Source organism: Halorhabdus sp. CBA1104, assembly GCF_009690625.1.
Taxonomy (GTDB): domain Archaea; phylum Halobacteriota; class Halobacteria; order Halobacteriales; family Haloarculaceae; genus Halorhabdus.
Map to the genome: position 1 here is coordinate 1,613,722 of NZ_CP033878.1, position 23,138 is coordinate 1,636,859.

Sequence of the window (23,138 nt, forward strand, 5' to 3'; positions counted from 1 at the left end):
ATCAGTACTCGGTCCCCTTCCGTGCCGGCTGGCCTGCCTCCAGCGGGTGGGCCTGCTTTTCGACGTGGCTGAGGAGGTCTGCCGCTCCTTCGAGGTACGCTGGGTACTCGTGGCCACCGGTCAAGACGAGTTCGAGGTCTTCGGGCGTGTCGTCGATCAGATCGAGCACGTCGTCGGGGTCGATCAACCCCCGGTTGGCGGCGTAGAGCACTTCGTCCAAAATCAGCATGTGGACGCCAGCAGTCGGCTCGCCGTCGAGCGCGAAGGCCGTCGTCTGTGCTCCGTCGGCATCGAGCGAAGTCGTCGGATCGCGCTCGGCCGTGGCCGCGACGATCTCCCGGGCGCGAGCGAGTGCAGCCCGTGCTCTGGCAGCGTGTTCGTCGTCGTCGGTGTCGTCCATGAAGCCGTGCCAGCCCACGTGGCCGGTGTTCTCGATGGTGTAGCCGGGGACCTGGGCGATCGCGTTGAACTCCCCGCGGACGCCCTCGACAGATGGCGTACCGCCCTTCATGAACTGGAGGACGTGAACGCGATAGCCGTGGCCGGCCGCGCGCAGACCCATCCCGAGGGCGGCCGTTGTCTTGCCTTTCCCGTCGCCCCACCACGCCTGGACCAGGCCGAATGCCTCGGGTGTGGCGGGTTCGATCGGCTCGGTGTCGGGCACCGCGTCTTGGTCGCTCGGCGCTGTCGGTTCGTCGGTCGTCGATGCCTCGTCTTCGGTAGTGTCTCGTGTCATCGTAATCGCTCCAGTAACGTATCGAACGCGCCACTCGCCGCGTGGACGTGGGCGTAGGTTCCCAGCGTCTCGTACTCGGTGAGTCCGTCCCGTCCGTCGGCGATACCCTCCCCGTCGACGGTGAACGCGAGGGTCGCATCGCTGTCGAGGCTGGCCCGCGAGTAGTGGAACTCGTGACCCCGCAGGGAATCGCCCGTATCGGCGGTCAGCGTCCGTCGATCGGCCGAGAGCTCGACGTGCCCAAGCGCCTGGTAGCGCTCGCACATTTCGACCGTTGCCGGGAGAATCCCCGACATATCGTGGCGTCTGCCGTCAGTCGTCCGCAACGAGTCCGCCAGCGCCATGAATCCGCCACACTCGCCGTAGATCGGTACTCCCTCGGTCGCCCGGTCAGCGAGGGCGGAAAGCGTCGGGCTCGCGGCCAGTTCCGCGGCGAATCGTTCGGGATACCCGCCAGGCAAGTAGATGGCGTCGGCCGGTGGGAGACCGTCGCCGGCTACCGGCGAGAACGTCACGAGATCGCCAGCGGTCGCCAGACGCTCCCGAACAGCGGGATAGACGAACCGAAACGCCCGATCCCGGGCGATGGCCACGCGTGGTTGGTCACCCAGCGCGGGACCGTCCTGCAGACCAGGAGCCGGAGCCGGCTCCTCTGCAATCGCTCGCAGGCGGTCCGTCCGAAGGTGTGTCGCTGCGTCGTCGAGCGCGTTCTCGTCGATCGGCGCTTCGTCCCCGAGGTGCAGTCCCAGGTGCCGATCGGGGATTTCCAGATCCGAGTCCGGTGGAATCCGACCGCAGTATTCGAGTTCCGCCGGCAGCGCCTCCCAAATTGCCTGCTCGTGGCTCCCGCCGTGGGCCTGCTGGGCGATCACCCCCGCGACGCGAACATCCAGGTCAGTTCGGGCAGCATACGTCCGGAAGCCAAGCGCCGTCGCCGCAACGCTCTCGGCCCCGGCACTGGCGTCCACGACGAGGACGACCGGCAGGTCTAGCGCGTCGGCCACGTCGGCGGTGCTAGATCGGTGCCCATCGTAGACGCCCATCACACCCTCGATCACGCAAACGTCGCCCTCGCCGCGGTGGTAGTTCCGTCGCAGTCCCTCCCTGCCTTCGAGCCAGGTGTCCAGCGTCCGGGACGGGCGATCGACCACGGTTTCGTGGTGGCTCGGATCGATGAAGTCCGGGCCGGCTTTGGCGGGTTGAACGGTCAGCCCCTCGCGCTGGAACGCCCGGATGATCGCCAGCGTCGCGACGGTCTTGCCGACGCTCGATGCCGTCCCGCCAACGACCAGGCCCGTCACGGCTCGAACACCTCCGCCCGGGCAGTTGTGGCTTGCCCGTGTTCGGCCGCTTGGACGCTTGCAGGCGGGTCGGTTTCCTCGTATCGCGACCGGAAACTCGCCGTGATCGCCGCCCGGACACAGGCTCGCGTGGCCCGCCCGACGGGCGTGGCGCTTCCCGTGTATTGTGTGGGCTCGCCCGCAGGGTCAGACGCGACGACGATCGCGTCGCTGGTCGTCCCGGTGAATCCGACCAGTTCCAGGAGCGTGGCCGTCCGGGCTTCGGCCGCGATCGCGACCAGATTGGCCATGCCGGCATCCGTCAGCGACCGCGTCGTGCCGACGACGAGATTGACTGTGCCGGGCTCGGGCGACTCGTCCGACCCGTCGACGGCCCCCACTTCGGCACGACGCTCGTCGGGTTCGAGTGGCAGCGTCGTGGGGTTCGAGAGCCCGACGGTCGCGAAGACGGTGACCGGACCGAGCCGCGCCCCGCTGGCGTGACGCTGATCGACGCCGGTCAGCAGGATCGGGCCAGCCGCCGCGTCGAAGTCAGCCCGGTCGAGGCGATCCTGAACGTCCGCCCGAATGTCGCCAGGGTCCCATCCCTTCGGTACCGTACAGTTGTATGCCGCTTCGGCCCGGCAGAACCCGCCGTCCCAACCCGTCGAGAGCCACCGCGTCTCGGGTCGAGCAAGTCGCAGGACGCCCTCCGATCGGGCTGTTTCGAAGTACTCAGACATCCGCAAACACCTCCAGCGTCCGGTCGGTCGCCGTTCGATCCCGAACAGCGATCCGGACGTGATTCGCCAACCCGCGGAACGTCCGTGCATCCCGAATCGCAACGTCGTACTCGCGGGCGGTCGACAGCACTGCATCGACACCCGGCTCGCCCACCTCGACCAGCAGAAACGGCGCACTCGACGGGCGGACATCGAACCGATCGTTCAAACCGTCACGCAGGCGGTCACGCTGCTCGCGAATCCGACGCCGCGTTTCCGCGACGAACCCCGACTGGCGCATGCAGTAGCGGCCGGTCGCCAGTGCCGGCACGCTCACGTTCCAGGGCCGCCGGGCGGCGACCATGGCCTCGCGCATCTCGCCGGTCGTCACGGCGAAGCCGGCCCGAATCCCAGGCAGGCCGAACAACTTCGTCAACGACCGGGCGACCGTGACGCCCGGTGTCCCGGCGAGGGAGGTCTGCTCCGTGAATCCGAGGAACGCTTCGTCGACCAGCAGGTGCGTCTCGGCCTCACGGCAACGCTTGGCGAACGCGAGTAGGTCGTCCCGCGCGTACAGCGTCCCCGTGGGGTTGTTCGGATTGCAGACGATCGCCAGCGCGTGGTCAGCTGGGTCAGCCGTTAGGATCTCGTCCTGAGTGAGGAACGTCGGCTCGGCGCCCTGCAATCTGACCTCGCGGGCGTAAGAACTGAAACTCGGAGCGGGCACGAGCACGGAATCGTCCGGGCCGACGGCAAGATCGATTGCCAGCCTGATCGCGGCCAGACCACCCGGCGTCGGGACGACGTTACTGGGTTGGCAATCGACGTACTCGGCGGCCGTCTCGCGATAGGCAGTCGGCGGTTCGACCGGGTAGCGTCGCGCATCTTCGAAGGCATCTCGGTAGACCCCTAGGAGGCCGTCCGGCGTTCGTGGATTGATGTTCTCACTCAGATCCAGCACGTCGGGGTCGTCACTGCTGCCGTGTTCGACGCGCTCTACGTCGCGTACGTGCGCTCGATCCATCTCAAATATCCCCCAGGAATCGATCGTAGAGTTGCTCGGTGCGATCCCGAATCGCTTGCAGTTCGACCCCGCGACGGCGGGCCAACGCGAGCGCGCCGCCCATCCCGACGCCCTCTTTGCCCTCGCCGGCGGCAAGTCGCTCGATGCCGGCGTGGCCACAGTCCCCCAGTTCCGGGTCGGTCACCGTGAGCGAGAGATCGAGCGCAGCGGCGGTTTCGCGGACGGTCGCCGTGGCGTCCGCGGCGACATAGGCCGTCGTCGCGAGTTCGAGACCGGCGTCGACCCCTGCGTGGCGGAGCAGCGCCGCGGCGGCAAGCAGCTGCGTCCCGCCCGCCAGTGTCACCGACGCCCCGGCCGACAGTGCGCCCTCGACCACACCCACAACGGCGGCCAGGACTGGACCCCCCTGCCGACGGACGGCCCGCTGGGGCTCGCCGGCCAGTTCGCCCGCCTCAATTCCGCTTGCGTCGAAACCGTCCCGAACGACGGCTCGTTTTCGTTCGAGCGGGTTCTCGGGCAACGACGAGGAGACTGACAGATCGACGCCAAGCGCCTGGGCGACCCCGAACGCGGTCGTCGTCCCGCCGGGGATCGTCTCGCCGACGTATACTCGGTCAGCAGTCTGTTCGGCGATCTTTTCGCCGACGGCCCTGGCACGCTCCCAGATCGCGTCTGCGTCCGGAACCGGTTCCGCCGTGCGCACGTCGCCGCCCGGGCGTTCGGCAACAGTCGTCGTGTCGATTCCGGGCGCGGTGGCGAGTCCGGCGTCGATCACCCTGGCGTCGAACCCAGCGAGTTCACGGACGGCCCGCGTCACCAGCGCCGGTGTAGGACAGCCGGACGGACTGACCGGGACGGCCGGCGCATCGACGACATTCCCCTCGATCAGGATCTCGGCGTCCGCCGTCGGCGTCACCGCCATCGCTTCGGGATCGGCCCCGGCCGCGCTAATCCCGTCGATCCGTGCGGTCTCGGTCGTCCCAGCGACGAGGACGAACGTCACGGAAGTACCTCCGATCGACGGAGCGCCTCTGCCACCTGCAGGTCTCGCACGTGGTTGACGTTGACCGCCAACCGCGGCGTCTCGAAGACGATTCGTCGATCCTGGTCGCCCGCCGCGATCACGTTCACGCCCGAGGGGGCGAGGTCCCGGCCGTCTGCCGGGACCGTCGTGTCGATCGTTACGCCGAGGCGTCGTTTCAGGGCCACTGGAACACAGGCTGTCATCGAAGTACCTTCATGGGAAGTTACCACAGCGTCGATCGTTTCGGCCGCGAGCAACGGCAGATCGGCGGCGACAGTCAACACCGGACGCCCAATCCGGTCGAGGGCGTACTGTAGGTCCGGGACGTAGCCGTCGCCAGGGGCATCGATCCGAGGTAGGGAGACATACTCGCGCGTCCGGGGCGCGTTCGGTGACGTGACGGCGTAGGCTCGATCGATCGAGCTTGCCGTGAGTGCGTCGGCGACGCGATCGACCAACGCTCGCCCGCCGATCTCGACGAGCGGTTTCTCGCCGCCGACATCCAGGCGGGTACCCCGACCGCCACACATCAGGAGAGCGTCCACGCGATCACCCCCGCGTGCAGCCCGACGAGGCGAGCAATCTCGGCAGTCGCACCCAGTACGTCCCCGTCGACGCCGCCAAGCGTCCGTCGAGCCCACAACACCATCGGCCCGACAGTCGCCACCGCCGTGAGGAGCGCGACGGCGGCCGCCGGCTCGGGCCACGTCAGGGCGGCCACAGGAAGGGCAACGACGACCGGCCCAGGAGCGTTCCGGGAATCGAGCCCGTCGGTAAACTGCGCGCCCAGGCCGTCGTGGGTAGCCGACCCGAAACAGGCCCCCAGTGCGACGGCACACTTCGCCCCGACTTCGGTAGCAACGACGACCAGCGCGACACGGGCCGGCAGTCCCGCCAGCTCGTAGCCGGCCGTCGTCAGTCCCACGAACACCAGTCCGACCGCCGCGAGCGCGCCGACACCGACAGTCGTGTCCGAAAGCACTTCGCGGCGGCGCTGACGGTCGCCGTGGACGACCGCCGCGTCGCCGAGATCCGCGATGCCGTCGAGGTGATTGATCCCGGTGAGGACGTATAGCCAGACGAGAAAACCGAACGCAGCGGTAGCGGGGAAGACCGGGACGAGCAGTGGGAGCGCCGCGAGGCCGCCGGTCAGATAACCGACCAGCGGGAACGTCGCCGGACGGGCGCGAAACGCGTGCCAGGCCGCCTCGTCGCGCCCGATCGGCAAGCGCGTCAGAAAGCCCAGCGCGCCCCGGAAGGCATCTAGCATCGTGCCACCCCCACTGCCATGGCAAAGAGGGACTCCGGAACGATCGGCACAGCCACGAGCAGCATGGACACGAGTCCCGCGATCGCCCCTGCAATCGCGACGACGGGAATCGCCGCCGTCGCCGTGTCGCCATCTGGAAGTTGTGCGTCCGGATGCAGTACGTACACGCCCGGTTTTTCGAGGCGGACATCGAGGACCACCGCGAGCGTGGCCATCGGCCAGCCGGAGTTGGGCGACGACGGCTGGGTCCGAAACTGGCGGGCGCGCCACAACGCGCCGGGTCTCCCGCCCGCTACCGCGAGTATCACCGCTGTCAGGCGCGCCGGAAGCCACATCACGATGTCGTCCAGCCGGGCGCTCGCCCAGCCGATCGGCTTCTCGTGATACCCCAGCATCGAGTCCAGCGTGTTGACGGCCTTCACCCAGACGGCCGCCGCGATACCGACTGACAGCGACAGCTGTGCCCCGACGACAAAGGCCAGCAACGGGCCAACGTAGCCGTCGGCGAGGTTCTCCGCGAGGCTCTCGACGGCACCGCTTCGAAGCTGAGGCGAAGAGAGGGGTTCCGGGTTTCGACCCACGAGGGCAGGAATGCGTTCGCGGGCTCGCCCCGGATGAGTCTCGGTGGCGTCGATCACCGCGCGTGCGCTCCCCAGCAAGCGACGCAAGCTGATCGAACTGAACAGGAGCAAGCCGGCGAGAACGGTGCCGACGACGCGAGGGAGCGCCGAGACTGCCAGCCAGGCGAGGGCCGCCACACTCACGGGAGCCAGCGTCGCGATGGCAAGACCGACAAGCCGTGGGCTCGGCCACCGCCGATCAAGCCCGGCGATCGCTCGCCCGAATATCGCGACAGGATGTATTGTCTCAGGCGGTTCCCCGATCACTGCATCGAGCAGCACGGCGAGGAGGACAGTGACCGGCGGCTCGACGCGGACGGGCAGCGTGCCGAGGGCAACCATCACGACCATCGACTCAGCGACGACGGGCGGCCGTGCCAGCGCCCAAGAGGGCGACGATCGACGCGATCACGCCGAATCCGGGGCCGCTGGTCGTCGTCGTGTCGGTCGTCGTCCCCATCGTCTGGTTGGACTTGAGCGTGACCGTGCCGTCCATGTCGAGCGTCTCGGTGGCCGTTGCCGTCGCCGTCGCAGTCGGCGTCACGTCGGCTTCACAGGTCGGTGTGGAGACCGACGCCGGATCGACGCTGATCGCGGCGGTCCCATCGGGGTGGAACGCCTCCGCCATCGGCTCGAGGGGCTGGGTCACGCGCGGCCCGGGCTGGCTGATGAAGTTATTGTCCACGAACAGGACCTGCTCTTCCTGAATCGCAGTCGTGCCGTTGATATCCGGCCCGGACGGCACTGACCGGCCTTCCGGGACGACGATCCAGTCGGGGTCTTGCTGGACGACGATCTCGTTGCTGATGATCCCGTACTCGCTGATATTCGCTGCGGCGGCAACGTTCTCCCCGCCCGCGGCGTCGATGACGTCTCCGATGAACGTCTGCGGGCCGGCCGTGTACCCACCACCCATCGCATAGAGGACTGTGGGCCGCTCAGCCCCACTGGTGGCGTTCCGATAGGCTCGGAGTGTCGCTTCCGTTCGGGCGCTAATCTCACGGGCGGTGTCGTATTCCCCGACGAGCCGGCCCGTCAAGCGAGTCTTCTCGACGACATCACTGATCGAGGCAGCCTGGTCGAACCGGTAGACGGTAAGGCCCGCATTGCGGAGTTGGGCAACCGCATCTTCGCTGACGATGTTCGGGGCGAGCACGAGGTCGGGTTCGAGACCAATGATCGTCTCCGTCTGTGGCTGTCCCTCTTGGCCGACGACGTTTTGCTTCTGAGCCGATCCGTCCAGGTAGCTGGTGTAGGGATTGACCGGCATCCCGACGACTTTCTCCTGGGCACCGATCTCCCACATCACCTGCGAGGCACTCGGGGCGAGCGTGACGACGCGCTCGGGCTCCTCCTCGATAGTCACTGTCGCGCCGTTAGCGTCGGTGACCTCGATGGGATACGTACAGTTGGCAGTCGTCTCGTTTCCACCGGCCTGACCGGCGACCGGACCAAAGGCCACTCCGCCCAGACTGGCGAGCAACACAACCGCGAGCAAGACACTACCGATAGTGCGCTTCATTGTACACCCGGCTGTGGGCTTGTTCAATAAATATTTACCTAATGCAACTCAACTTGCTCACAGATGCGGTTCGGCACACGCCTCCTGAGTTGGACAGTCGGGCTCGTCGCGACGTTGTTCACCGTTATCGTGGTGAGCGCTGCGATCGGCCCGGTCGCACTGGATCTACTGACGGTTGCCAAGGCGACACTCAACGCCGTTGGCGTCCCGTCGGGACTGGGTGTGGGCCTCGGCGAGAGTATGGTGGCCGGCGTCACGATCCCGTCGCCGACAGTCGACGTGAGCTATGCCTACCCCTTCTCGTTCGACGTTCCCGGAACGGCCGAGACGATCGTCCGGCAGGTGCGACTGCCTCGCATCGCGCTGGGCGCGGTCGTCGGCTTCGCGCTGGCGTCGGCCGGCGCGGTCATGCAAGGCTTTTTCCGGAATCCGATGGCCGATCCGTCGATTATCGGCGTCTCCTCGGGGGCCGCGCTGGGTGCCGTGGCGACGATCGCGTTCCCGGTCGCCGTGCCGCTTGGGCTCCAGACCGCCGCGTTCGTCGGCGCGCTCGTCGCCGCCTTTGTCGTCTACGCGATCGCAACCGAGAACGGCCGGACGCCCGTCGCGACGCTGTTGTTGGCGGGTGTCGCCATCCAGACGTTTCTCGGCGCGGTGATCTCCTATACGCTGCTGCAAGCCGGCGAGAGCCTCGATCGGGCCGTCTTCTGGTTGATGGGCCACCTCAACAACAGCACCTGGGCGAAAGTCGAGGTGACGCTCCCGTTGGCAGTGATCACGTTCCTCGGGTTGCTCACCTACGCACGGGATCTGAACGTCTTGATGCTCGGTGAAGAAGACGCACGAACGGTCGGCATCCCGGTCGAGCGGACCAAGCGTATCCTGCTGGCACTGTCGAGCATCGTCACCGCCGCGGCGGTCGCCGTCGCGGGCGTGATCGGCTTCGTCGGGTTGATCGTCCCACACGTGATGCGGCTGCTAGTCGGCCCGGATCATCGACTGCTGTTGCCGACGAGCGCACTCGCGGGCGCGACCTTCCTCGTCGCGACCGATACCGTCGCTCGGTCCGGCCCGGCGGAGTTACCGGTCGGGATCGTCACCGCCGCCCTGGGTGCCCCCTTCTTCCTGTATCTGCTGCGACGACGGGAGGTACACGAGCTATGAGCGAGCCACCACAGACGGAGCCGACGATCGTCCTCGAAGACATCTCCCTGTCGCTGGGTGCAGTAGATGTCCTCGAAAGTGTCTCACTGGCGGTCGAAAAAGGGCAGTTCCTCGGACTCGTCGGACCGAACGGAGCCGGCAAGACGACGCTGTTGCGGACACTCAACGGCGTTTTCGAACCGGACGAGGGACGCGTCAACCTCGACGGAGACCGGATCGATCGTCTCGATTCCCAGGCCGTCGCCCGCCGGGTCGCGACTGTCCCACAAGACACCTCGGTCGCCTTCGAGTTCACCGTCGAAGATGTCGTTCGAATGGGGCGGACACCGTACCGTTCGCGGACTGACATCGTCGCCGACGACGACGATCACGATGCCGTCGAGGACGCCCTGGCACGGACCGAGATGTGCGACCTGCGTGAGCGCCCGATCACCGAGGTCAGCGGCGGCGAGCGCCAACGCGCCTACGTCGCTCGCGCACTGGCCCAGGAGACCCCCGCGCTCGTGCTCGACGAACCGACCGCCAGTCTCGATATCAACCATCAGGTGCGGGTCCTAGAACTGGTCGAGGATCTCGTGGCAGGCGGAACGACCGCCGTCGCCGCGATTCACGATCTCGATTTGGCGGCTCGCTACTGCGATCGGCTGGCACTGCTTTCCGACGGGCAGCTCCAGGCCGTCGGCGACCCGGAAACGGTGTTGACCGACGACAATCTCCAGCCTGCCTTCGATACCCAGACCGCTGTCACGCCAGACGTCGTTACCGGCACACCGAACGTGACCGCCATCGCCGAGCCGGCGCGCGATCGAGGGACGCAGGTTCACGTCCTTGGATGCGGAGCGACGGCTGCCCGCGTCCTGACGAAGCTCTGGCAGGCCGGCTTCGAGGTGACTGTCGGCCCGCTTCCGAGTGGTGACGCCGCACTCTCGGTCGCTCGTGAACTCGGCATCGACGCAATCGAGACGCCACCGCTTTCGGGTCCCGACGAGCGCGCCCTGACAGACACACGGGAGTATTGCCGCCAAGCACGGGCGACTGTCCTGGCCGACCCCGTGATCGGCGCGGACGAACACGTTCTCGATCTCGCCGAAGCCAGCGACCGATCGATCTTCCTCGAGCGGCGGCCAGTAGCCGAGCGAAACCGGGCCGGCGAGGGGGCTCGACGGCGCTATCGGGACCTCAAGTCGGAAGCCACCACGGCCACAGTACACGGCCTCGTCCCGGCGATCACCGAGGCGACAACCGCCAAGGCGGTCCCGGCTGACGACTGATTAGGCTGGCGCTGCTCGGCGCCCGAACAGCCCCTTCAGAAGCATCGAGAGCACGACGTCGCCATGCTGGTTTGTGGTCGTCACGCGCAGGTCGACCCGGCCGCATTCGTCGTCGAACTCTTCGACGCCCACAACCTCGATCTCCGCGGTGAGTTCCTCGCCGGGCTCGACCGGTGTCGGCCAGCGGAGGTCGTCGACCCCCAGGCCAGCCCGAACCGCCGAATCTGCCAGCACGCCGTCGACGACGAGACGCATCGTCAGCGAGCCGGTGTGCCACCCGCTGGCGATCAGGCCGTCGAACATACCGCCCTCGGAGTGGCCTTCGACGTGCATCGGCAGCGGATCGAACTGTTCGGCAAAGGTGACGATCTCCTCGGCGCTGACAGTCCGTGGTCCCGCAGTCCAGCGGTCACCGACAGCAAAGTCCTCGAAGTACCGAGTCATCGAATGCAGTGACGAGACGGCAGCACAAAAGCGACTGGGCTCAGTTCGACTGCTCGTCGAGCCAATCCTGAAAGGCGGCTTGGCTCGTGACGTCGACAGTCCCGAGCATGCCCGAGTGACCGGCCCCGCAGAACTCAGCGCAGTAAAGCTGGTGTTTGCCGGTCTTGGTCGGCTCGGTGACCAGGTAGTTGGCTTGCTCGGGGAAGGCGTCCTGTTTCAGTCCCATCCCCGGCACGTGAAAGGAGTGCAACCAGTCTTTGGAGGTGACGTTGAGGCGCACTTCGCGGTCGACCGGGAGAACGAGCGTGCCCCCAGTTGTGACGTTGTGCTCGGGATACTCGAACGTCCAGGCGTACTTCTCGGCAACGACCTGGACTTCGAGTGTGTCCCCGTCGGCCTCGGCCGACTGCCCGGTCGTCGTGACGTGATCCTGAGCGAGGACACCGTAGGAGGCGACACCGACAAACAGCAACACGACCGCCGTCGCGACCGTCCAGGTGATCTCCAGACGGCGGTTTTCCCGCGTCGGCATGGCTTTCTCGACGTTCCCAGCACGGTATCGCCAGACCGTGTAGATGAGGATCCCTTCGACGAGCAGCGTGATCGGGATGGCGATCGCCAGCAGTTCGATATTGAGCCCCCAGATTAGCCCGTCCGTCGTCGAGGACCCCGATTGGGCCGCCACGGTGGGGACGAGTGTCGAAAGCCCCGCCAGCGTGAACGCGGCGACCAGCCCGGTTCGCGTCTCGCTCATATGCCTGCTTCGGGACAGCCAGTCATAAAGAGCGTTTATGCGGCGAATTTCGGTGATTCCTCCCGGCGTTCGAGCCGCGAATGGAGTGTAACCAGCGCTTGGGGCCGTTTGGCCGGCGGACAGCGGGCGACCGGTCGACTGGCAAACCCGACAAGTGTTGCAGCGGGGGGAAGCCTAAGTATCGCCCGGGACGGAACTGAAACGAGAACCAGTGTTACGGAACCGGATCGATGACGTCCCGCTGTCGACGCTGCTGGCCGGGACGATCGTCGGCGTCTATCTGCTCGTCATCGCGGGGGCAACAGCCTCAGTCGCCGACGCCGCCGCGACCTGTTCGACCTGGCCGGCCTGCCAGGCCCCCTCCGCCGAGTCGCCGGCGCTACTGGTCGCCTGGGGCCATCGGCTGTTGGCAGCAGTCGTCGGCGTCGCGGTCCTGCTGAGTGCGGTGGTGGGCTTGGGCCGTGTCTCGGATCGGCGGGTCCGGACCGCCCTCGTCGTCGCCGTCGTGCTCTTCCCGATCCAGATCGCGCTTGGGGCCGTGGTGACAGTCACTGGCGCGGCCGGGCTCTCGCCGGCCGTCCACCTCGGGGTAGCGATGACCATTTTCGGCTCGCTCGTGTTCGCGCTGGCCTGGCACCTCGAAGTCGCCTACGGCGATCCAGCCGACAGCGGAACAGCCCAACCCACGCCGACTCCAGCGCCCGACGAGGGGCCCGACAGTGGGACCCCGGATGTCGGAGTCCAGAACGACCGGAGTCCCATCCACGAAGCGATCACGACCCTTCGCGCGTACATCAGTCTGACCAAACCGCGACTGATGTGGTTGCTCTGTCTCGTCGCTTCCGCCGGCATGGCGCTGGCAGCGGGGCCGGCATTGACGGTCGGGACGGTCCTGGCGACGTTGACTGGCGGTGTGCTTGCGATCGGCGCGAGCGGGACGTTCAACCACGTCCTCGAACGCGACCGGGACAAGCGAATGGAACGTACGTCGGATCGACCGGTCCCGACCGACCGGATCCCCATCCGGAACGCGGTGGCCTTCGGCGTCGCGCTGGCGGCGCTGTCGCTTGCCGTCTTCGCCTCGATCAACCTGCTTGCAGCTGCACTGGGCCTCTCGGCGATCCTCTTTTACAGCGTCGTCTACACGCTCTTGCTCAAACCTAACACGGTCCAGAATACGGTCATCGGCGGGTTCGCCGGCGCGCTTCCGGCACTGATCGGCTGGGTCGCCGTCACTGGGACGTTCGGCGTCCCCGGCCTCGCGCTGGCGGGGATCGTCTTTCTGTGGACGCCGGCACACTTCTACAACCTGGCGCTTGCCTACCGCGAGGACTACGAACGCGGTGGCTTCCCGATGATGCCCGTCGTCCGCGGCGAGACCGAGACCCGCAAGCACATCCTGCTGTACCTCGGGGCGACGCTGCTGGCCGCGAGCGGGCTCGCGGCGCTGGCGAATCTGGGCGTGATCTACGGCGCGACGGTCGCGACTGTCGGAGCCGTCTTCCTGTGGGCCGTCCTGCGATTGCACCGTGAGCGAACGAAAGCCGCGGCCTTCCGGGCCTTTCACGCCTCGAATGCCTTCCTCGGGGCTGCCCTGGTCGCGATCGTGATCGACACCCTGGCCGTATGAGCGCGGTCTCGTTCGGACACTCGCGAGTGGTGCCCTCGAAAGGAACGTTGCTGTGGGGTGCGTTGCTAATCAACACGGAGGCGCTCCTCCTGCTGGGATATCTCCTCGTCAGCGACTCCCAATTGCTGAACCTCGCAGCACTGCGGTTGTACGGCTACCCGTTCGTCTGGATCAACGTCTCGCTGTGGGCACTCGTCCGCGTCCGGCCGCCGACCGCTCCTCGCCGCCGACAACTGCTGGCAGGGACCCTGGCCGCCGGCTACTTCCTCGTGCTGGCGTTCCTGGGCGGACTCGTCTCGCTTGCAGGCTCGGGCGGCGTGAGTGTCTCGATCACCGCACTGTCGCTTCCACCCGGCTGGGGACCGGCACTTTCTATCGACGCGTTCGGCGTGCTGGTGACGTTGCTTCCGTTCAAGACGATCGGATATATTACGTTGTCGTACCTCGTATACACGACTGTCGTCGAAGCAGCCGGCATGCTGCCGGCCGTACTTGGACTGTTCTCGTGTGTCTCGTGCGTGTGGGCCGCCGTCGTTCTCCCGCTGACCGGTGCCATCGGCGGCACCTCGGCGATCGCTGGGTTCGTCTACGCCGGTGGCTACGATCTCTCGACAGCAATCTTCGTACTTGCCGTGGCGTTGCTGGCCTGGCGGCCGTCGGTATCGTCGCTGAATCGAATCGGCTTTCCCGGAGGCCGGAAGTGATCGAGACGTGACCGATGCAATCGTCGCCGAAAACGTGCGCCGCGCTTACGGCGACACTGTGGCGCTATCCGACGTGTCCCTGTCGCTGCCGGCCGGTGAGGTCTTCGCACTGGTCGGTCCGAACGGGGCCGGCAAAACCACGCTCGTCCGGTCGATCACGGGGACGACGGACTACGAGGGAACGATCGAGCTGTTTGGCGAGGATCCCCGATCGTTCGATCGATCGCGGCTCGGGTTGCTCCCCCAGGAGTTCACGCCCCACGAGCGCCTGCGTGCAAGAGAGTTGATTGCCTACTACGCCGGGCTGTACGACCAAGCACACCCACCAGGGCAGATTCTGACTGACGTCGGCCTCACCGACAGCGCGGGGGTTGCCTACGAGGATCTCTCCGGTGGCCAGCAACGCCGAGCCTGCGTGGGAACGGCCCTTGTCAACGATCCCGACCTCCTCATCCTGGACGAACCGACGACGGGGATCGACCCGGCTGGTCGCCGGCAACTGTGGACGCTGCTGGAAGAACTGGCCGAAACAGGGACGACCATCCTGTTTACCACGCACTACATGGCCGAGGCCGAGCGCCTGGCCGATCGGGTCGGATTATTAGCCGACGGTGAGTTGGTCGCAGTCGGGACGCCAGCCGCACTGATCGACGCCCATGGCGGCGAGACGCGACTGACCATCGAGACGACGCCAGCGCCGGAGGCCGTCGCGTTCGATCTCGAGTACCGGACGGCAGTGGCCGGGACCGAACTCGTCGTCTACGACGTCGGACCGACCGAAATCGGAACGGTCGTCGATACGCTGACGGCTACCGGTCTGGAGGCCGAGTCGCTGACCTGGAGTGAACCGACTCTCGCAGACGTGTATCTGGAACTCGCGGGCGAATCCATCGAGAGGGACCTGGGGCGAGGCGAGACAGCAACGCCGGAAAGGAGCGACCTCGACACAATCACGACGGAGGGATCGTCGTGAGCCGCCGAGGCCGGATCACGAGCGAAACGCGTGCGGCGGCGAAGTCGTTCCTACGCCGCCGGACGGCCGTGTTCTTTACGTTCCTGTTTCCACTCCTGATCGTCGTCATCTTCGGGGCCTTGGTCCAGACCCAACCCACCGGCGGCGGGCTGTTCACGGAAGCGCCGGCCTACTACGTGCCGGGCTATCTCGCGGTCGTCGTCCTCTTTACGCCGCTGTCGCGGGTCGGCAGCGAAGTCGCCCGCCACCGGGAGGGCAATCGCTTCGAGAAGCTGGCGACGACACCGCTCTCCCGCGGGGAGTGGCTGGCCGCCCAGACGCTGGTCAACGTCGCGATCATCGGGATTGCAGGGGCACTCGTCCTCGCCGTGATGGTCGCCGTGACGGGAGCCGAAATCGTCCTCTCGCCGCTGCTCGCGGTCTTTCTGGCACTCGGGGTCGCGCTGTTCTGTGCGGTCGGTGCGCTGATCGGGTCGCTCGCCGATTCACAGGACGGCGTGATTTCGGCGAGCAACGCCATCGCGATTCCGCTCTTGTTCCTCTCTGAGACGTTCGTTCCGCCGTATCTGCTGCCGGAGTGGTTCCGTCCGTTGCTGGACCTCTCGCCGCTTTCGTACTTCTCGCGGGGCGTCCGAGCGGTCGTAACTGATACCGGCCCGTCGGCCGAGGGGACCGTCGTCGCAGCCTGGCCCTCGGGACCCGATCCGCTGTTCAATCTGGTCGTCCTCGCGGTGCTCGCTGTGGTCGCGTTCGCTATCGGGACGATCGCGTTACCCCGGACGGACTGATCACGTGTTCGAAGCGATCCACACACACAGAACGAGTCGAAGTCGTTTGCGCCAGCGTCGTCAGCTATCGAACGGAGTGTGCCCGTCTTGAGTTCATCGTGCAGCGGGACGGTTACCTGCCGACGATCGTCCTCGTTGGTCGGGTGTTCGTAATACAGTTGAGCGTGATCGCCAACTGTCCGCCGCCATTCGAAGCCGCCGACGTTGACGAGCACTTTCACGACGTCCATCCCGGAAAAAGTCCCCCGTCCCATCGCTAGTCGAGCACGTCCGGGGGGTCGCCGTCCCCAGTCGAATTGTCCGCAGGGTCAATTCCCGCCTCACGAAGTTCTGCGTCAGATGGTTCACGACCGATTTCGCCCTCATGGAGTGCGACTGCTTCGTCGAGGTTTTCTAATGCAGCCTCACGAGATGGGCCCTGTGTGGTGACACCCGATGCAACGTCCGTAGCGACCCACCAGTCGTCTTCACGCCACAGACGGATCTCTTCATCGTGAATGTCACCGTCCACGGTGGAGCTAGCCATGTCGGATGCATATACAGCGTCTGGCACAATAATTGTTGGCTCAGCGAAGGTCCGAAACTGGTCGCACAGTAGCGAGTGTTTCGAAGAGTACTCTGTGCACTGACGCCGAAAGTTAAGCCACTGGCGCGTGTGGCTCCGGACGCAATGACCGACGCTGAGGATTATCGGACCGAACGGGACAGTCTGGGGGCGGTTGAGGTACCGGCAGAGGCCTACTGGGGAGCACAGACCCAGCGGGCCATCGAGAACTTCCCGATCAGCGACCAGCGCTTCGGGCGGCGGTTCGTCCGGGCGCTGGGGATCGTCAAGAAAGCGTCCGCACAGGCCAATCGGGAGCTGGGGCTGCTGGACGATGAAACGGCCGGGCCGATCATCGAAGCCGCCCAGGAAGTCATCGCCGGCGACCACGACGACCAGTTCCCCGTCGACGTCTTCCAGACCGGCAGCGGGACGTCGACGAACATGAACGCAAACGAGGTGATCGCCAATCGCGCGACCGAGATCGCCGGCGGCGAGGTCGGTTCGAAGGAGATCCATCCCAACGATCACGTCAACTACGGCCAATCGAGCAACGACGTGATCCCGACGGCGATGCACGTCGCCGCCCTGGAAGCCGTCGAACGTGACCTCCTGCCAGCCTTAGAGACTCTCCGTGAGGAACTCGAAGTCAAGGAGACGGAATTCGACGACGTGGTCAAGACCGGGCGGACACACCTCCAGGATGCGACGCCGATCCGCCTGGGCCAGGAGTTCTCGGGCTATCGGACGCAGATCGAAAAAGGGATCGCCCGGGTCGAGAACGCAAGCGAGCGCGTAGAAGAACTCGCGCTGGGCGGGACCGCCGTCGGGACCGGGCTGAACACCCATCCCGAGTTTCCCGAACTGGCCGCGGAGTACATCGGCGAGGAGACGCTGCTCCCCTTCCGCGAGGCCGACAACCACTTCGAAGCCCAGGCCGCCCACGACGCGATGGCCGAGGCCCACGGCGCAGTCCGGACGGTCGCCGGCTCGCTGCACAAGATCGCCAACGACCTCCGGCTGCTGGCCTCGGGACCGCGCAACGGGATTGGGGAGATCGACCAGCCCGAGAACCAGCCCGGTTCCTCGATCATGCCGGGGAAGGTAAACCCCGTGGTCGCCGAGTCGGTCAACCAGGTCTACGCCCAGATCGTCGGCAACGACGCGACGGTCTCGACGGGCGCAGCCAACGGCCAGATCGATTTGAACCTCTACAAGCCCGTGATCGCGAAGAACTTCCTGGAGTCTGTACAATTGCTCACGACCGTCAGTGGAACCTTCGCCGAGAAATTCGTCGCGAAACTGGAAGCCGACCGCGACCATTGTGAACAGCGCGTCGAGCAAAGTATGGCGCTTGCGACGGCACTCAATCCCGCGATCGGCTACGACAAGGCCAGCGAGGTCGCCAAAGCGGCGATGACGTCCGGTAAAACGATCCGTGAGGTGGCCATCGAGAAGGGCTATCTCACCGCCGAACAAGCCGAGGAAGTACTCGATCCCGCTCGGATGACCGAGCGAGTCATTCTCGGGGAAGACTGACGCGACCGGACAAGCGATACGAACGGGCCTCACTGGATGGGGCGTGTCGTCCCGTTTTCATGTCTGGACCGGGCCGTCTCCACCCACGGGGGCTGTCGGACGGTGACAGTGCCGATCTGGGAGAATGTAAAGCGATAGCGAACGTGCTCGGTCGAGCCAGCCTGGACGGTCGTATAGCTCGCTGTGAGGTTCCGGACGAGACCGTCCGGCCTCACGTGTGCGCGGACGCTGTAATTTTCCATCATCGAGCCACCCAGTCCCGTCGCGTTTCGGCCGACGAGCCGATACATCGTTTTCCCTTCGACAGACACGCGATCGACGCGAACCGTCTCGACGGTCAAATACCGCTGGACGGCTGCAGTCGTCGACCTGACGAGCCGGTCGCGATTGGGGACGACAGGTGACCGATCGTACCGTGCTCGCCACCAGGAGTACGACTGCGCCCGGGCGAACTGGACGGAACCATTGGCGTACTGGCTGTATCTGGCGTAGAAGGCGTCTTTCGGATGGGTCAGAAACATCGTCGCGTCACGAGAAAAGCGCGTCTCGTTTTCGAGTGCGATCTCGTCGTACGTCTCTGCACTCGATGTGACGTTGCCAACCGTGCCGGTCCAGTTTCGCTCTGCCCGCCACCGGAACGATCGATTGGCCAGGACAGCCGCCTGGGCGTCGGCGAGTAGCCCGATATCGACGCGACCGTCAGCCCACACACCGGGCGCAACCGTCGCTCCGGGGCCGCTCTCGGGGGCCTCGTCGGGAACCGGAACCGGCGTGACCGTCGATGGGTCGGCGGCACCACCATCGATGGCGCTACACCCCGCTGTCGTCGCCACCACGACGACGAACAAAACACGCCATCGCATACCACGACCTGGGTGTGCCAGCTACAAAAACACGTGGAGACCGGCAACGAAGCGGACATCCATGGGGGCCCCGGACGGTAACAACGGAGCGTTTTTCCCCGCAGCCGTGTCACTGCCCGGTAATGACCGCCGAGTACGACTACGACGATCTGGGCCTGGTTGCCGGCCTCGAGATCCACCAGCAACTCGACACGGCGACGAAACTGTTCTGCAACTGCCCGACAGCCCTCCAGGAGCCGGAGGAATCGTCGAAAACGATCACGCGATACCTGCACCCGACGACGAGCGAGCTTGGCGAACTCGACGAGGCCGCACTCGAAGAGAGTCAGGTCGAACGCGAGTTCGAGTATCTCATGTACGATTCGACCTGTCTGGTCGAGGCCGACGACGAGCCACCGCATCGGGCCGACGAGGAGGCACTCGCGGTGTCGATGGAGATCGCCCAGTTGCTCGATATGAGTGTCGTCGATCAGCTTCACGTCATGCGGAAGCTCGTCATCGACGGCTCGAACACCTCGGGTTTCCAGCGGACGATGATGGTCGCGACCGACGGGGCGATCGAGACCAGCGAGGGGCCAGTGGGAATCGAGGATCTGATGCTCGAAGAGGAGAGCGCCCAGCGGGTCGAAGAGACCGAATCGGGCGTCCGCTACAGTCTGGATCGGCTCGGCATCCCCTTGGTCGAAATCGGGACCGAGCCGGACATTCGCTCGCCCCAGCAAGCCCAAGAGGCCGCCGAGCGCATCGGCATGCTGTTGCGCTCGACCGGCAAAGTCCGACGCGGACTGGGCACGATCCGCCAGGACGTCAACGTCTCGATCGCCGAGGGTGCCCGCGTCGAGATCAAAGGCGTCCAGAGCCTCGGCGACATCGAGGCGATCGTCCGCAACGAAGTCGGTCGACAGGCCGAACTGCTCGAGATCGCCGCGGAACTCGAAAACAGGGACGCCACGGTCGGCAATATCCAAGACGTCACGGGCGTGTTCACTGATACCGACAGCGGCGTCATCCAGGGCGCGCTCGACGAGGGGGCGACGTGTGGGCGGTCGCGCTGCCCGGCTTTGGCGGGCTCGTCGGCCGAGAGATCCAGCCGGATCGACGCCTCGGCACCGAATTCTCCGATCACGCCAAGCGACACGGGGCCGGGGGCATCTTCCACACGGACGAACTGCCCGCCTACGGCGTCACCGACAGCGAGGTCGAGGCACTCGCGGAGGCGGTCGGCCTCGATCCGACGGCCGTCGTCGGCGAGGACGCGACGGATGCAGTCGCCATCGTCGCCGACGAGCCCGAGATAGCCGAGCAGGCCATCGACGCGGTCGCAAAGCGAGCCGAGACCGCGATGGACGGCGTTCCCGAGGAGACCCGCGACGCCACGGAGGAGGCGACGACCCGCTACCTGCGCCCACTGCCCGGTGCGGCGCGGATGTACCCTGAAACGGACGTCCCGCCGGTCGAACCCGATCCGGCCGCCGTCGAGCCCCCCGAGTTGCTCACCGAGAAGACCGACCGCTACCAGGAGGAGTTCGACCTCGATGCCGGCCTGGCCGAACAGGTCGCTTACGGGGAGCGTTGGGCGCTGTTCGAGGAAGCCGTCGAGGGCGGCGTCGACGCCACGCTGGCCGCCCAGACGGTCGAGTCGACGATCACGGAGATCCGCCGAGACGGTGTGCCCGTCGAGCACCTCACCGACGACCACTTCCGTGAGGTCTTCGTGCTGCTGGCCGAGGACGAACTCGCCAAGGAAGGTGTCCCGGAGCTGCTGGCCGCACTTGCTGAGGACCCTGAGCTGAGCGCCAAAGCAGCAGCCCAACAGGAGGACCTCGGCAGTGCAGCCGAAGACGAGGTTCGGGAGGCGGTCGTCCGCGTCGTCGAACGCAACGCCGAGCAAGTCAGCGCGGAGGGAATGGGCGCTTTCTCCGGGCTGATGGGAGAGTGTATGGGTGAGTTGCGTGGGAAAGCCGACGGCGACGTGGTTAGTGACGTCCTCCGCGAAGAGATCGGAAAACGCGCCGAGTGAGATGTACCCCCTCGCCCACGCCATCATCTCGCTGGTCGTCGCCGTCGGGGCCGTCGCCGTCGGCGAAGCGACTGTCAATCCAGCGCTGGCCGTGGGCTACGGCGTGGCGCTTGGCGTGTTGATCGACCTCGACCACTTCCTGCTCTCGTGGGCCGTAGGCGACAGTCTGGCCCCGCTGAAGCGAGTCGCTCGGCGACCGTGGATCGCCGCGACAGACCCGGGCGCGATCTTCGAGGACAGTGATCTCGGTCCGTACCATCGACTCGTCAGTCACGTCGTCATCGCGGGGGCGATCAGTCCCGCGGTCTGGCTCGTGGTCGATCCCTTCCTCGGGACGCTCTCGGCGGTCGTGCTGTACGCACATCTTCTGGCTGATCTGGTCGCCGACCTGCGGACCTTCGAGACCGTCCGGCGGTAAGTAGGGGCAGTGCGGACACAGCTCCGTCGCCGTCGGTCACTGCTGGACGACGATACCCGCTCGGTTGAGATAGGCGTTGAACGTCTCGACGTCCCCGGTGACGATTTCGCCCAGGGTCGCCTGGTAGGGTGTGATCGAATAGGTGCCGCCTGGCGACTGTGGCTGTTGTGGATCGGGGACGAACGCGCGGCTGTCGTCGACGCCGACGATGGTGTGATACTCGACCGGCGAATCGCCGTAATAGAGGACGTACTCGTGTCGGGTGCTCGTGGCCTGGAAGCCGTTCGTCCAGGGCTGCTGGACAGTGCCGAGTTGCCCCTCCCGTTCGAGCCTGATCTCCACCTGTGGTTGGTAGGTCCAAACCCCCAGTCCGTCGAAGCGAATCCACTCGTGATAGGCCGACTCGGCCACCGACTCGTGGATATCGTTACGGGACGTCATTCGACGGCGTTTCTCCGGTTGCCCTATTAAGTGTCGGGGAGATCCCTCAACGGGACCGACTGCCGCCGACGGGCCATCACTCCTCGATTTGCTGCTGGGCACGCCGGAAGAGTCCCCTGAGCGTGCGTACCTCGCGGCCAGTCGGGTGTGCACGACCGAGCAGGCGACGCCACAGTCGCTGTGCCTTCGGGCGTTTCTCCTGGGGGTGGCCAACCGCCTCGAGGAAGTCGCTGAACTGCCCGTCGAGGCCGTCGATCGCCGGCTGGGCCGCGCGATCGATCGCGTCTGGATGCTGGGTTGCATCGACGGTTAGCTCACGCAGTTCGTACAACACGATCGTCGCGGCCTGGCCCAGATTCAAGACGGGATACGTCTCGCTGGCCGGAATCGAGCAGATCTGATCGACGGCGGCGAGTTCGTCGTTGGTGAAGCCGACGCGCTCGCGACCGAACATCACACAGACGTCACTGTCGACGCCCGCGAGGTCCGCAGCGAGTTCGGCCGGCGTCACGAACGGGTACCGGACGTGTTTGGCCGCGTCCTCGTTGGTGACTGCGGTCGTCGCGACGGTGTGATACTGTTCGATGAGGGCCTCGAATGTCACCACGTCGGCGTTCGGAAGGATATCTTCGCGGGCCTGGCCGGCGAAGCCGTAGGCCTCGCCGTCGGGATCGAGTTCGGGTGGATCGACCAGTTTGAGATCCGAGAGGCCGAAATTCTTCATCGCGCGGGCGATCGTCCCGACGTTGCCGGGCGTCTGAGCGTCGACGACAGCGACGGCGAGACTCATAGATCGACGTCCAAATCGAGGTCACCCAGGTCGACGTCTAAGGCCTCGCGCTCGGCCTCGTCCATCTCCTGGAGGTCGTCTTCGAGCCCCTGGATCTCGTGAGGATCGAACGCCGGCAGTTGCTCGGGTGCCTCCTCGACGTGATCGAGGCCGCTGTAGCCCGCGGGTGCCCGATTCCCGTCGTCGAACCACGCCTGGAAGCCGTTGGCCATCTCCCGGGTGCCAGCCAGCTCTTGGCCGCCCTCCTCGCGAAACCAGTACAGAAAGTCGCTCTCGTGGGCGTCACAGAGCAAGACTTCGCCCATCGGCTCGCCGTAGACGATCGCACCGGCGTTGCACTGCTCGATCGCAGCCTCGCCGTGTTCGATGTAGCAGGCGTCGCAGGGTTCGCCAACCAGCGCCGTCAGCCGGAGGATCCGTTCGCGTGCGTCCGGTGGCATCGCCGTCAATCGCTTGAGCATCCCCTCAGCGTCGAACACTGCGTCTTCGTCGAAGCGCCAGCCGCGTAACCCGATCGAAACCTTGGCCATAGGTCCGGTAATCGCCTGCCGGACTAAAAGAGCGCGCTGTCGGACACCACTCGGCTGACAGCCGTCG

The 23,138-nt window shown here is 66.0% G+C and carries 24 protein-coding genes and 2 pseudogenes; 9 read left to right on the top strand and 17 right to left on the bottom strand.

What is annotated here, in order from left to right:
* Position 1: 1 nt before the first annotated feature.
* Genes Hrd1104_RS08140 through Hrd1104_RS08180 form a run of 9 tightly spaced genes read right to left on the bottom strand, consistent with a single transcriptional unit; the run spans position 2 to position 8,198 of the window.
* Positions 2-736 carry a cob(I)yrinic acid a,c-diamide adenosyltransferase gene (locus Hrd1104_RS08140; RefSeq protein WP_154552292.1) on the bottom strand — a complete coding sequence of 245 codons (735 nt, stop codon included), beginning with the start codon at positions 734-736 and terminating at the stop codon, positions 2-4.
* Entirely contained in the window at positions 733-2,037 is a 1,305-nt protein-coding gene (locus Hrd1104_RS08145; protein WP_154552293.1) for a cobyrinic acid a,c-diamide synthase, read from the bottom strand. Before Hrd1104_RS08145 ends, Hrd1104_RS08140 begins: the two co-directional genes overlap by 4 nt.
* Positions 2,034-2,759 carry an adenosylcobinamide amidohydrolase gene (locus Hrd1104_RS08150; protein ID WP_154552294.1) on the bottom strand — a complete coding sequence of 242 codons (726 nt, stop codon included), beginning with the start codon at positions 2,757-2,759 and terminating at the stop codon, positions 2,034-2,036. The genes Hrd1104_RS08145 and Hrd1104_RS08150 overlap by 4 nt, the downstream gene beginning before the upstream one ends.
* On the bottom strand, positions 2,752-3,762 hold the full coding sequence (locus tag Hrd1104_RS08155) for an aminotransferase class I/II-fold pyridoxal phosphate-dependent enzyme (RefSeq protein ID WP_154552295.1): 1,011 nt from the start codon (positions 3,760-3,762) through the stop codon (positions 2,752-2,754). The genes Hrd1104_RS08150 and Hrd1104_RS08155 overlap by 8 nt, the downstream gene beginning before the upstream one ends.
* A 1-nt stretch (position 3,763) precedes the next feature.
* Complete coding sequence (locus Hrd1104_RS08160) at positions 3,764-4,765, bottom strand: nicotinate-nucleotide--dimethylbenzimidazole phosphoribosyltransferase (protein WP_154552296.1); 1,002 nt, start codon at positions 4,763-4,765, stop codon at positions 3,764-3,766.
* The gene (locus Hrd1104_RS08165; RefSeq protein WP_154553220.1) at positions 4,762-5,316 is read right to left on the bottom strand and encodes an NTP transferase domain-containing protein; all 555 of its coding nucleotides are present in this window, start codon (positions 5,314-5,316) and stop codon (positions 4,762-4,764) included. Before Hrd1104_RS08165 ends, Hrd1104_RS08160 begins: the two co-directional genes overlap by 4 nt.
* Positions 5,316-6,056, bottom strand: a complete 741-nt coding sequence (gene cobS, locus Hrd1104_RS08170; protein WP_154552297.1) for an adenosylcobinamide-GDP ribazoletransferase — start codon at positions 6,054-6,056, stop codon at positions 5,316-5,318. Before cobS ends, Hrd1104_RS08165 begins: the two co-directional genes overlap by 1 nt.
* Positions 6,050-7,018, bottom strand: a complete 969-nt coding sequence (cbiB, locus tag Hrd1104_RS08175; protein WP_154553221.1) for an adenosylcobinamide-phosphate synthase CbiB — start codon at positions 7,016-7,018, stop codon at positions 6,050-6,052. Before cbiB ends, cobS begins: the two co-directional genes overlap by 7 nt.
* 13 nt (positions 7,019-7,031) lie before the next feature.
* Positions 7,032-8,198 (bottom strand): PGF-CTERM-anchored ABC transporter substrate-binding protein, encoded by a 1,167-nt coding sequence (locus Hrd1104_RS08180; RefSeq protein ID WP_154552298.1) that lies wholly within the window; start codon positions 8,196-8,198, stop codon positions 7,032-7,034.
* 63 nt (positions 8,199-8,261) lie between these two features.
* On the opposite strand from Hrd1104_RS08180, the gene btuC reads away from it, so the two are divergent.
* Both btuC and Hrd1104_RS08190 read left to right on the top strand, forming a co-directional pair.
* Positions 8,262-9,362: a vitamin B12 ABC transporter permease BtuC gene (gene btuC, locus Hrd1104_RS08185; protein ID WP_154552299.1), complete on the top strand. Its 1,101-nt coding sequence runs from the start codon at positions 8,262-8,264 to the stop codon at positions 9,360-9,362.
* Positions 9,359-10,633 (top strand): ATP-binding cassette domain-containing protein, encoded by a 1,275-nt coding sequence (locus tag Hrd1104_RS08190; RefSeq protein WP_154552300.1) that lies wholly within the window; start codon positions 9,359-9,361, stop codon positions 10,631-10,633. Before btuC ends, Hrd1104_RS08190 begins: the two co-directional genes overlap by 4 nt.
* On the opposite strand, the gene Hrd1104_RS08195 is transcribed toward Hrd1104_RS08190, so the two are convergent.
* Positions 10,634-11,077 carry a MaoC/PaaZ C-terminal domain-containing protein gene (locus tag Hrd1104_RS08195; protein ID WP_154552301.1) on the bottom strand — a complete coding sequence of 148 codons (444 nt, stop codon included), beginning with the start codon at positions 11,075-11,077 and terminating at the stop codon, positions 10,634-10,636.
* A 40-nt stretch (positions 11,078-11,117) separates the two neighbouring features.
* Positions 11,118-11,831: a cytochrome c oxidase subunit II gene (gene coxB, locus Hrd1104_RS08200; protein ID WP_154552302.1), complete on the bottom strand. Its 714-nt coding sequence runs from the start codon at positions 11,829-11,831 to the stop codon at positions 11,118-11,120.
* A gap of 211 nt (positions 11,832-12,042) precedes the next feature.
* Between coxB and cyoE the strand changes: the two genes are divergently transcribed.
* Genes cyoE through Hrd1104_RS08220 form a run of 4 tightly spaced genes read left to right on the top strand, consistent with a single transcriptional unit; the run spans position 12,043 to position 15,926 of the window.
* Complete coding sequence (gene cyoE / locus Hrd1104_RS08205; RefSeq protein ID WP_229770441.1) at positions 12,043-13,461, top strand: heme o synthase; 1,419 nt, start codon at positions 12,043-12,045, stop codon at positions 13,459-13,461.
* Positions 13,458-14,165, top strand: a complete 708-nt coding sequence (locus Hrd1104_RS08210; RefSeq protein WP_154552304.1) for a hypothetical protein — start codon at positions 13,458-13,460, stop codon at positions 14,163-14,165. Before cyoE ends, Hrd1104_RS08210 begins: the two co-directional genes overlap by 4 nt.
* A gap of 7 nt (positions 14,166-14,172) precedes the next feature.
* The gene (locus tag Hrd1104_RS08215; protein ID WP_154552305.1) at positions 14,173-15,138 is read left to right on the top strand and encodes an ABC transporter ATP-binding protein; all 966 of its coding nucleotides are present in this window, start codon (positions 14,173-14,175) and stop codon (positions 15,136-15,138) included.
* The gene (locus tag Hrd1104_RS08220) at positions 15,135-15,926 is read left to right on the top strand and encodes an ABC transporter permease (RefSeq protein ID WP_154552306.1); all 792 of its coding nucleotides are present in this window, start codon (positions 15,135-15,137) and stop codon (positions 15,924-15,926) included. The genes Hrd1104_RS08215 and Hrd1104_RS08220 overlap by 4 nt, the downstream gene beginning before the upstream one ends.
* Positions 15,927-15,952: 26 nt before the next feature.
* On the opposite strand, the pseudogene Hrd1104_RS08225 reads toward Hrd1104_RS08220, so the two are convergent.
* Both Hrd1104_RS08225 and Hrd1104_RS08230 read right to left on the bottom strand, forming a co-directional pair.
* Positions 15,953-16,180 (bottom strand): annotated as a pseudogene (locus tag Hrd1104_RS08225) (type II toxin-antitoxin system HicA family toxin); the annotation flags it as partial.
* Positions 16,181-16,182: 2 nt separating this feature from the next.
* On the bottom strand, positions 16,183-16,452 hold the full coding sequence (locus Hrd1104_RS08230; RefSeq protein WP_154552307.1) for a type II toxin-antitoxin system HicB family antitoxin: 270 nt from the start codon (positions 16,450-16,452) through the stop codon (positions 16,183-16,185).
* Positions 16,453-16,596: 144 nt separating this feature from the next.
* Here Hrd1104_RS08230 and Hrd1104_RS08235 point away from each other — a divergent pair, with 144 nt between their 5' ends.
* Complete coding sequence (locus Hrd1104_RS08235; RefSeq protein ID WP_154552308.1) at positions 16,597-18,009, top strand: aspartate ammonia-lyase; 1,413 nt, start codon at positions 16,597-16,599, stop codon at positions 18,007-18,009.
* Positions 18,010-18,038: 29 nt separating this feature from the next.
* Here the strand turns inward: Hrd1104_RS08235 and Hrd1104_RS08240 are convergent, their stop codons facing one another.
* Positions 18,039-18,872 (bottom strand): hypothetical protein, encoded by an 834-nt coding sequence (locus Hrd1104_RS08240; RefSeq protein ID WP_154552309.1) that lies wholly within the window; start codon positions 18,870-18,872, stop codon positions 18,039-18,041.
* Positions 18,873-18,994: 122 nt separating this feature from the next.
* Here Hrd1104_RS08240 and gatE point away from each other — a divergent pair.
* Both gatE and Hrd1104_RS08250 read left to right on the top strand, forming a co-directional pair.
* Positions 18,995-20,892 (top strand): annotated as a pseudogene (gene gatE / locus Hrd1104_RS13575) (Glu-tRNA(Gln) amidotransferase subunit GatE).
* A gap of 1 nt (position 20,893) precedes the next feature.
* On the top strand, positions 20,894-21,310 hold the full coding sequence (locus Hrd1104_RS08250) for a hypothetical protein (RefSeq protein ID WP_154552310.1): 417 nt from the start codon (positions 20,894-20,896) through the stop codon (positions 21,308-21,310).
* 36 nt (positions 21,311-21,346) lie between these two features.
* Here Hrd1104_RS08250 and Hrd1104_RS08255 read toward each other — a convergent pair whose 3' ends face one another.
* The 3 genes from Hrd1104_RS08255 to Hrd1104_RS08265 form a co-directional block, all read right to left on the bottom strand.
* Complete coding sequence (locus tag Hrd1104_RS08255) at positions 21,347-21,751, bottom strand: hypothetical protein (protein ID WP_154552311.1); 405 nt, start codon at positions 21,749-21,751, stop codon at positions 21,347-21,349.
* Between the two features lie 76 nt (positions 21,752-21,827).
* Complete coding sequence (locus Hrd1104_RS08260) at positions 21,828-22,541, bottom strand: RNA methyltransferase (protein WP_154552312.1); 714 nt, start codon at positions 22,539-22,541, stop codon at positions 21,828-21,830.
* Positions 22,538-23,071, bottom strand: coding sequence for a hypothetical protein (locus Hrd1104_RS08265; protein WP_154552313.1), 534 nt, complete (start codon positions 23,069-23,071; stop codon positions 22,538-22,540). Before Hrd1104_RS08265 ends, Hrd1104_RS08260 begins: the two co-directional genes overlap by 4 nt.
* Positions 23,072-23,138: the final 67 nt, after the last annotated feature.

Excerpts from the sequence above, each read along its gene's own strand:
- Hrd1104_RS08250 (WP_154552310.1), top strand. The coding sequence starts at position 20,894 with ATGTACCCCCTCGCCCACGCCATCATCTCGCTGGTCGTCGCCGTCGGG.
- Hrd1104_RS08165 (WP_154553220.1), bottom strand. The coding sequence starts at position 5,316 with ATGTGTGGCGGTCGGGGTACCCGCCTGGATGTCGGCGGCGAGAAACCG.
- Hrd1104_RS08180 (WP_154552298.1), bottom strand. The coding sequence starts at position 8,198 with ATGAAGCGCACTATCGGTAGTGTCTTGCTCGCGGTTGTGTTGCTCGCC.
- Hrd1104_RS08210 (WP_154552304.1), top strand. The coding sequence starts at position 13,458 with ATGAGCGCGGTCTCGTTCGGACACTCGCGAGTGGTGCCCTCGAAAGGA.
- Hrd1104_RS08265 (WP_154552313.1), bottom strand. The coding sequence starts at position 23,071 with ATGGCCAAGGTTTCGATCGGGTTACGCGGCTGGCGCTTCGACGAAGAC.
- Hrd1104_RS08260 (WP_154552312.1), bottom strand. The coding sequence starts at position 22,541 with ATGAGTCTCGCCGTCGCTGTCGTCGACGCTCAGACGCCCGGCAACGTC.
- cbiB (WP_154553221.1), bottom strand. The coding sequence starts at position 7,018 with ATGGTTGCCCTCGGCACGCTGCCCGTCCGCGTCGAGCCGCCGGTCACT.
- coxB (WP_154552302.1), bottom strand. The coding sequence starts at position 11,831 with ATGAGCGAGACGCGAACCGGGCTGGTCGCCGCGTTCACGCTGGCGGGG.
- Hrd1104_RS08195 (WP_154552301.1), bottom strand. The coding sequence starts at position 11,077 with ATGACTCGGTACTTCGAGGACTTTGCTGTCGGTGACCGCTGGACTGCG.
- btuC (WP_154552299.1), top strand. The coding sequence starts at position 8,262 with ATGCGGTTCGGCACACGCCTCCTGAGTTGGACAGTCGGGCTCGTCGCG.
- cobS (WP_154552297.1), bottom strand. The coding sequence starts at position 6,056 with ATGCTAGATGCCTTCCGGGGCGCGCTGGGCTTTCTGACGCGCTTGCCG.
- Hrd1104_RS08140 (WP_154552292.1), bottom strand. The coding sequence starts at position 736 with ATGACACGAGACACTACCGAAGACGAGGCATCGACGACCGACGAACCG.
- Hrd1104_RS08235 (WP_154552308.1), top strand. The coding sequence starts at position 16,597 with ATGACCGACGCTGAGGATTATCGGACCGAACGGGACAGTCTGGGGGCG.
- Hrd1104_RS08150 (WP_154552294.1), bottom strand. The coding sequence starts at position 2,759 with ATGTCTGAGTACTTCGAAACAGCCCGATCGGAGGGCGTCCTGCGACTT.
- Hrd1104_RS08240 (WP_154552309.1), bottom strand. The coding sequence starts at position 18,872 with ATGCGATGGCGTGTTTTGTTCGTCGTCGTGGTGGCGACGACAGCGGGG.
- Hrd1104_RS08155 (WP_154552295.1), bottom strand. The coding sequence starts at position 3,762 with ATGGATCGAGCGCACGTACGCGACGTAGAGCGCGTCGAACACGGCAGC.
- Hrd1104_RS08255 (WP_154552311.1), bottom strand. The coding sequence starts at position 21,751 with ATGACGTCCCGTAACGATATCCACGAGTCGGTGGCCGAGTCGGCCTAT.
- Hrd1104_RS08190 (WP_154552300.1), top strand. The coding sequence starts at position 9,359 with ATGAGCGAGCCACCACAGACGGAGCCGACGATCGTCCTCGAAGACATC.
- Hrd1104_RS08230 (WP_154552307.1), bottom strand. The coding sequence starts at position 16,452 with ATGGCTAGCTCCACCGTGGACGGTGACATTCACGATGAAGAGATCCGT.